This window comes from Bacteroidota bacterium (assembly GCA_017303905.1).
Lineage (GTDB): Bacteria > Bacteroidota > Bacteroidia > B-17B0 > Aurantibacillaceae > JAHEYG01.
Genome location: JAFLBH010000003.1, coordinates 600,932 through 606,931 on the forward strand (window position 1 = coordinate 600,932; position 6,000 = coordinate 606,931).

At 37.4% G+C, this 6,000-nt stretch carries 6 protein-coding genes; 2 read left to right on the top strand and 4 right to left on the bottom strand.

Annotated elements, in window-relative coordinates:
• Positions 1–18: 18 nt before the first annotated feature.
• From J0L69_13255 to radC, 4 genes are all read right to left on the bottom strand, one after another.
• On the bottom strand, positions 19–759 hold the full coding sequence (locus tag J0L69_13255) for a hypothetical protein (GenBank protein MBN8694155.1): 741 nt from the start codon (positions 757–759) through the stop codon (positions 19–21).
• A gap of 244 nt (positions 760–1,003) precedes the next feature.
• On the bottom strand, positions 1,004–1,765 hold the full coding sequence (locus tag J0L69_13260) for a hypothetical protein (GenBank protein ID MBN8694156.1): 762 nt from the start codon (positions 1,763–1,765) through the stop codon (positions 1,004–1,006).
• A gap of 18 nt (positions 1,766–1,783) precedes the next feature.
• A complete protein-coding gene (gene wecB / locus J0L69_13265) occupies positions 1,784–2,932 on the bottom strand; it encodes a UDP-N-acetylglucosamine 2-epimerase (non-hydrolyzing) (protein MBN8694157.1) in 1,149 nt (382 codons plus the stop codon).
• 34 nt (positions 2,933–2,966) lie between these two features.
• Positions 2,967–3,668, bottom strand: coding sequence for a DNA repair protein RadC (radC, locus tag J0L69_13270; GenBank protein ID MBN8694158.1), 702 nt, complete (start codon positions 3,666–3,668; stop codon positions 2,967–2,969).
• A gap of 126 nt (positions 3,669–3,794) precedes the next feature.
• Between radC and J0L69_13275 the strand changes: the two genes are divergently transcribed.
• The gene (locus J0L69_13275) at positions 3,795–5,054 is read left to right on the top strand and encodes an MFS transporter (protein MBN8694159.1); all 1,260 of its coding nucleotides are present in this window, start codon (positions 3,795–3,797) and stop codon (positions 5,052–5,054) included.
• Positions 5,055–5,837 carry a TIGR02757 family protein gene (locus J0L69_13280; GenBank protein MBN8694160.1) on the top strand — a complete coding sequence of 261 codons (783 nt, stop codon included), beginning with the start codon at positions 5,055–5,057 and terminating at the stop codon, positions 5,835–5,837. It begins immediately after the preceding gene.
• The last annotated feature ends 163 nt before the right edge of the window (positions 5,838–6,000 follow it).

A 6,000-nucleotide genomic window follows, 5' to 3' on the forward strand; every position in this document is an offset into this window, starting at 1 on the left:
AACATAAACATCTGTTTTTTAATTTTTAAAATTGCCACAAAAACCAAAAGTCAAATAAAAAGACCCGGCAAGATCTTGATTTGAAAGATTTTCTATTTCATCATTTTTATATTGCAGATAACTTGTTTCTATCAATGAATCCTTAATCGTGCTTTGCGATGTATATCCAATTACCATAAATCGTTCTGCCGCGCGATCCTGAATAGCGCTAAACTTTTTCAGAACCAATGCCTGATATCTCCAGCCGGAATACAATCTAAGATATGGAAGCATATTCCCACCAAGAACCATACCTAAGTCAACATAATGCAAATTCAACTTTCCCTTGAGGTAATCCTTATACCTATAATAGATAGCTCCTTTATAGGAACCGCCGGAGTAGTAAATAGACATTGGATTCAGCTCATAATATTCCGAGCGACCGTTAATACTTTTGCTATTTCCACCGTAGGTGTCATCTAACTTCTTCGAACCAAAAGAATAACTAATATCCGTTCTGATAAAAAACTCACGCTTATTTAATACGTAGCCAATGCCAATATTAGGGGATTTAAACTCAAAATTTCTTGATTGAAGAGCATATTTCCAATGATCAGAATATTTACTAAAAACATAATGATCTTCTCCACCTAAACTATAATAACTTGTGATGTAAACACCTCTGAAATCTCTAAGCTTTTCTCTTTTTATGGAATCTCTTTGAGCGTTTAAAGAGAATGAGATAGCAAATAACAGTATGAAAACAAGATTTTCTTTCACACTTGAATTTAGTTAAGTAAAACAACAATAGCAAATCAAGCTAAATACTTCACCATTTCTCCGCAAATAAACTCGAAGCATTACCATCACCATATAGTTTTGGGAATTGCATGCCTTGCTTTTGTGTGAGTGTTTTATAAGCTTCAATCATTTTGTTTGCGTTGGCGCCTGAAATAATACTGAACGCTAAAACTATTCAGAAAAAATCTACTTTGTGTAATTTCTTGCTTACAAAAACGATTAACTAATTTACAATTACGTTTTGGGTAAATTGTGTGTTATTAACAAAGTAGAAATACTTTCCACTTACAGTGTCTTTTGCATATTTTTTACACTTTACAACCATATTTAAAGTTCCTGTTGGCAATCCTGATAATTCGGAAGGCGAGAAAGAAGCACTACCGGCTGAATATAAATAGCGCTTTTCAATTGTTGAAGCAGTAATGGTGCTTGAAAAAGATGTTTCAATCTTAATAGACACGCTGTCCTTATTTGTAATATTACTGAAGTCAAATGTAAATCCTGTAGATTTATTTACTTGTATATCTCCCGAGCCGGTTGTTACAGTTGGGGTTTTTGATGTAAACGTAAACGCCGGGATATTAACTCCTCCTGTAGCTTGCCATGCTGCATTGCTGGTACTCATCAGGAATGAATTAAAATTATTATAAGACGAATCTGCGTATTGCGTACAAACCGATGAGTTAACGCTTACGGTTCCTGCACCTACCATTGATGTAAAATTACTTGGAACAAGGGTAAACTTTGCAATACCCATCTGTGAAGAAACTACAGAAGAACTGGAGCCACTTGTCGTTTTTGTTATCAAATTAGACACGGTCAATATGCCATTAGCATCATTATAGTTTGCAGGAATATAATGAGTTTCAGGAACCGTTGGTGTTGGTTCAGGTGTTGGCGTTGGCTCCGGATTGTTATCTTCCTTTTTTTTACAGGCGAATATTATGGCTAATACCGCAATAATTAAGCATGTTTTTGTTTTCATATTTTAGATTTATAGAATTTATTTTAAATGCTTCACCATCTCTCCGCAAATAAATTCGGAGGCTTTACCATCACCATAAAGTTTTGGGAATTGCATGCCTTGCTTTTGTGTGAGCGTTTTATAAGCTTCAATGATTTTAGTTTCGTTCGCATCAGCGATAATTGCCGTACCGCATTCTACTAATTCAATCCACTCCGTTTCGGGACGTAAAATCACACACGGTTTTTCAAAATAAAAGGCTTCCTTTTGCACACCGCCGCTGTCGGTCATAACAATCTTGCAATTTTTTTCCAAGGCAATCATTTCCAAAAAAGAAGCCGGTGGCGCAATATGGAATTTTTTATTGCTTTTGATTTCCTTCAGCAATACAGGATTTAAGTTTGTTTCGAGCAACTTCGCTGTACGCGGATGCAAAGGCAAAATTACTTCCACATTTTCCGAGGTACTGATTTTATTCAAGGCACTGAATAAAGCGTTTAAGCGCTCCGGTTCATCGGTATTATTATTACGGTGAATGGTGGCTAAAATAAAATTATTCTTAGGCAGATTATATTTCCCGATGATAGCTGTTTTTTGCTCGGCAACGGTTGAGAAATACAAACTGTTATCGTACATCACATCTCCGCAGTGGTAAATTTTTGGGTTATTCGCATTGTACGGTGCAGTATTCGTGATTTTAAATCCTTCCTTCACCAAATTTTCGAAACCTGTTTTGGTTGGAGAAAACAATAATGTACTCACATGATCACACATGATGCGATTTACTTCTTCCGGCATGGCTTTATTATAAGATCTTAATCCCGCCTCTATGTGCACTACCGGCACATGAATCTTACTCGCCGCAATTCCTCCTGCCAATGTCGAATTGGTATCACCATACAACACAATAGCGTTTGGTTTTTCCTTTACCAAAATCTCTTCAATTCCTGTAATCATTGCCGCGGTTTGCTTACCGTGAGAACCACTTCCTACGTTCAAATTATAATCAGGAGCAGGAATGCCTAACTCATCAAAAAACACCTGACTCATGTTTTCGTCGTAATGCTGACCGGTATGAACAATAATCTCCTTTATCTGCGCTGAAAAATGCGTTTTAATAGCGCGACTTAAAGCTGCAGCTTTGATAATTTGTGGCCTGGCGCCTATGATGGTTACAATTTTTATCATAAATATCTATTCACTAAATCCTGGCTCCTATATCCTAAAGTATCCCCTCATCCGCAAAGCTAAGATATTTTTGGTCACCAATGATAAGATGATCTAACAAATTTATATCCATCATCCGAGTACTTTCTTTAATCTTCTTAGTCAGACTTACATCCTGCTCGCTCGGCTTTAATTGCCCGGATGGATGGTTGTGACAAAGTATTATACCGCTTGCTAAAGATTCAATGGCCGGTTTTAAAATTAATCTCACATCCACCACTGTGCCGCTTATACCGCCCTGACTGATACACTCCATTTTTACCACGGAATTTGCACGGTTTAAAAGAAGAATCCAAAACTCTTCATGCGGCAAATCACTTAGTTTTTTATTGAGTAATTTAAATGCATCTAACGAAGATGTAATCTTTGGCTTGTCTGTTCGCTCCAACTCGTTTCGTCTTCTTCCCAATTCAAAAGCAGAAGCTATGTTGATGGCTTTAGCCTCCCCAATTCCCTTGAATTTCTTTAACTCGGATACCGATGCTTTCGCCAATAAATTCAAATCGTTGCCATAGTAATTTAAAACCCTTTGTGCTAATTGTATGGCGGTTTCCTCTCGTGTTCCAAATCCTATTTGAATCGCCAGTAACTCGGCATCCGAGAGGTTTTGTCTGCCTATACTCAAAAGTTTTTCTCTTGGCCGGTCATCTTCTGCCAAAAACTTAATGGGAATGTGCTTGATGAATGTTTCTTCCATAACAATCCAAAATTAGAGCGACCAAACACTTAATGCTGGCTATAAAATGTAGCAATTACGATTTGTGTCCAAATATTACACATTCATTTTTTACAATAGTTTTATTTGGGTACCTTTACACCCATTATGTCGCTTTTCGACAGTCAATCGCTCAGTATTTTTAAGATAAAAGAATTCCGCTTTTTCTTTTACGCCCGCTTTTTTCTTACGCTTGCCATACAAATGCAAATGAGTACAATCAGTTTGCAGATTTATTATGAGCATACACGAGAAGAGTTAGTACTGGGTTTAATTGGTTTAGCAGAAGCAGTACCTTTTGTAATTTCTTCATTTTTCTCGGGACATGTTGCAGATACGGTGAACCGAAGAAAGGTGTTGTTAGCGGGCATCTTTGCTTTGTTTTGCGGCTCTGTATTACTCTATTTTTATAGCGCACCCTTTACTTCCTTTTTAAAGGATACCGGTATGTTTGCTTTGTTTGGAGTGGTTTTTCTCTTTGGTATCATCCGTTCTTTTCTCGCAGCTACCACTCACCCGTTCATGAGTCAAATTGTTCCGCGTAATCAATACACTAATTCTGCCACCTGGAATAGCACGGCCTGGCATGTGGGTGCGATTTTAGGTCCGGTATTAGCGGGATTAATTTACGGATACAATAACAGTTTAAACGCAGAAACCTGTTATATCATCAACGGTATTTTGTATTTGCTCGCTCTCGCCTTTATCTTTCGTATTAGTCCTAAACCAATGCCGGTGCGTGAGGTAAAAGAAACCTTGTATCAAAGCATGACTTCCGGTTTAAAATTTGTATTCAAAAATAAAATGGTATTGAGTGCATTATCCTTGGATTTATTTGCTGTTTTATTTGGAGGTGCGGTTGCATTAATCCCGGCCTTCACCGATAAAATATTGAAGCTTGGTCCGGAAGCTTACGGTCTGCTCAGAACGGCTCCTGCGGTTGGCGCGGTATTAATGGCTGTCATTTTAGCCATTAAACCTCCGGGTAAAAAAGCAGGAGAAGCTTTGTTATGGTCGGTTATTTTATTTGGCGTATTCACCATTTTATTCGCATTGAGCACCAATTACTGGTTAGCTTTTACGATGTTGTTATTAACCGGAGCATTCGATAACATCAGCGTGGTGGTACGTCATAGCATCCTTCAATTAATGACACCCGATAATATGCGTGGAAGAGTAGCGGCCGTAAATAGTATTTTTATTGGTTCGAGTAATGAGATTGGCGCATTTGAGTCGGGAGTGGCAGCTCGTTTAATGGGATTGGTACCTTCGATTGTGTTTGGCGGAATTATGACTATTGGCGTAGTGCTTGGCATTCACAAATTAAATCCTGATTTAAAGAAAATGGATTTGACAAAGTATCAGTAAGTGAAAAAAAAGAAAGATATATCATTACTGAAAGACTTTCTGGAAGAAAAATATCTTTTATATAATAACAAATCCTTCATTCCTACAGATCCTATTCAGATTCCGCATCAATTCAGTAAAAAGGAAGATATAGAAATTGCCGGATTTTTAGCTGCAACAATTGCATGGGGACAAAGAAAATCCATCATTCATAATTCGAATAAATTAATGTTATGGATGGATAATGCACCGCATGATTTTATCGTACATCATTCCAAAAAAGACTTAGAACCTTTTAAAAAATTTGTGCATCGGACTTTTAATGGCACCGACTGTACCTTCTTTATTCAATCACTACAAAACATCTACAAAAAGCATGGGGGATTGGAAAATGCATTTTCGAATGGGATTCAAAAGAAAGATGAAAACATTAAAAACAGCATTATCGGTTTCAGAAAACTGTTTTTAGATTTTAAACACGAGAGCCGAAGCGAAAAACACATTTCAAATCCCGACGCCAAGTCGAGTGCCAAACGTTTAAGCATGTACTTACGATGGATGGTTCGCAATGATAAAAAAGGGGTTGATTTCGGAATATGGAAAAATATTTCTCCCTCGCAGTTATGTTTGCCTCTGGATGTTCATACCGGAAATGTGGGACGTAAATTAGGCTTACTCCATCGCACTCAAAATGACTGGCAGGCTGTTGAAGAAATTACAAGTGTATTAAAGAGCTTTGATAAGAATGACCCTGTGAAATACGATTTCGCATTGTTTGGGTTAGGAGCGTTTGAGAAATTTTAATTTCTTTTTACTGAAATCAAATTATCATCTGCTTTCTTTTCTTTTTTGCTGCCATCAAAAAAGAAACAAAAAGCTCTTAATTGAATTAAACCCCTCTGTCCTTCGGACATCTCCCCTTAGCAGGGGAGAAATCAGTCTAGGTGGCTTGAAACATTTTAACCCG

Bases quoted from the DNA above. Each gene is read 5' to 3' on its own strand.
- J0L69_13260 (MBN8694156.1), bottom strand. From the start codon at position 1,765: ATGAAAACAAAAACATGCTTAATTATTGCGGTATTAGCCATAATATTC.
- wecB (MBN8694157.1), bottom strand. From the start codon at position 2,932: ATGATAAAAATTGTAACCATCATAGGCGCCAGGCCACAAATTATCAAA.
- radC (MBN8694158.1), bottom strand. From the start codon at position 3,668: ATGGAAGAAACATTCATCAAGCACATTCCCATTAAGTTTTTGGCAGAA.
- J0L69_13275 (MBN8694159.1), top strand. From the start codon at position 3,795: ATGTCGCTTTTCGACAGTCAATCGCTCAGTATTTTTAAGATAAAAGAA.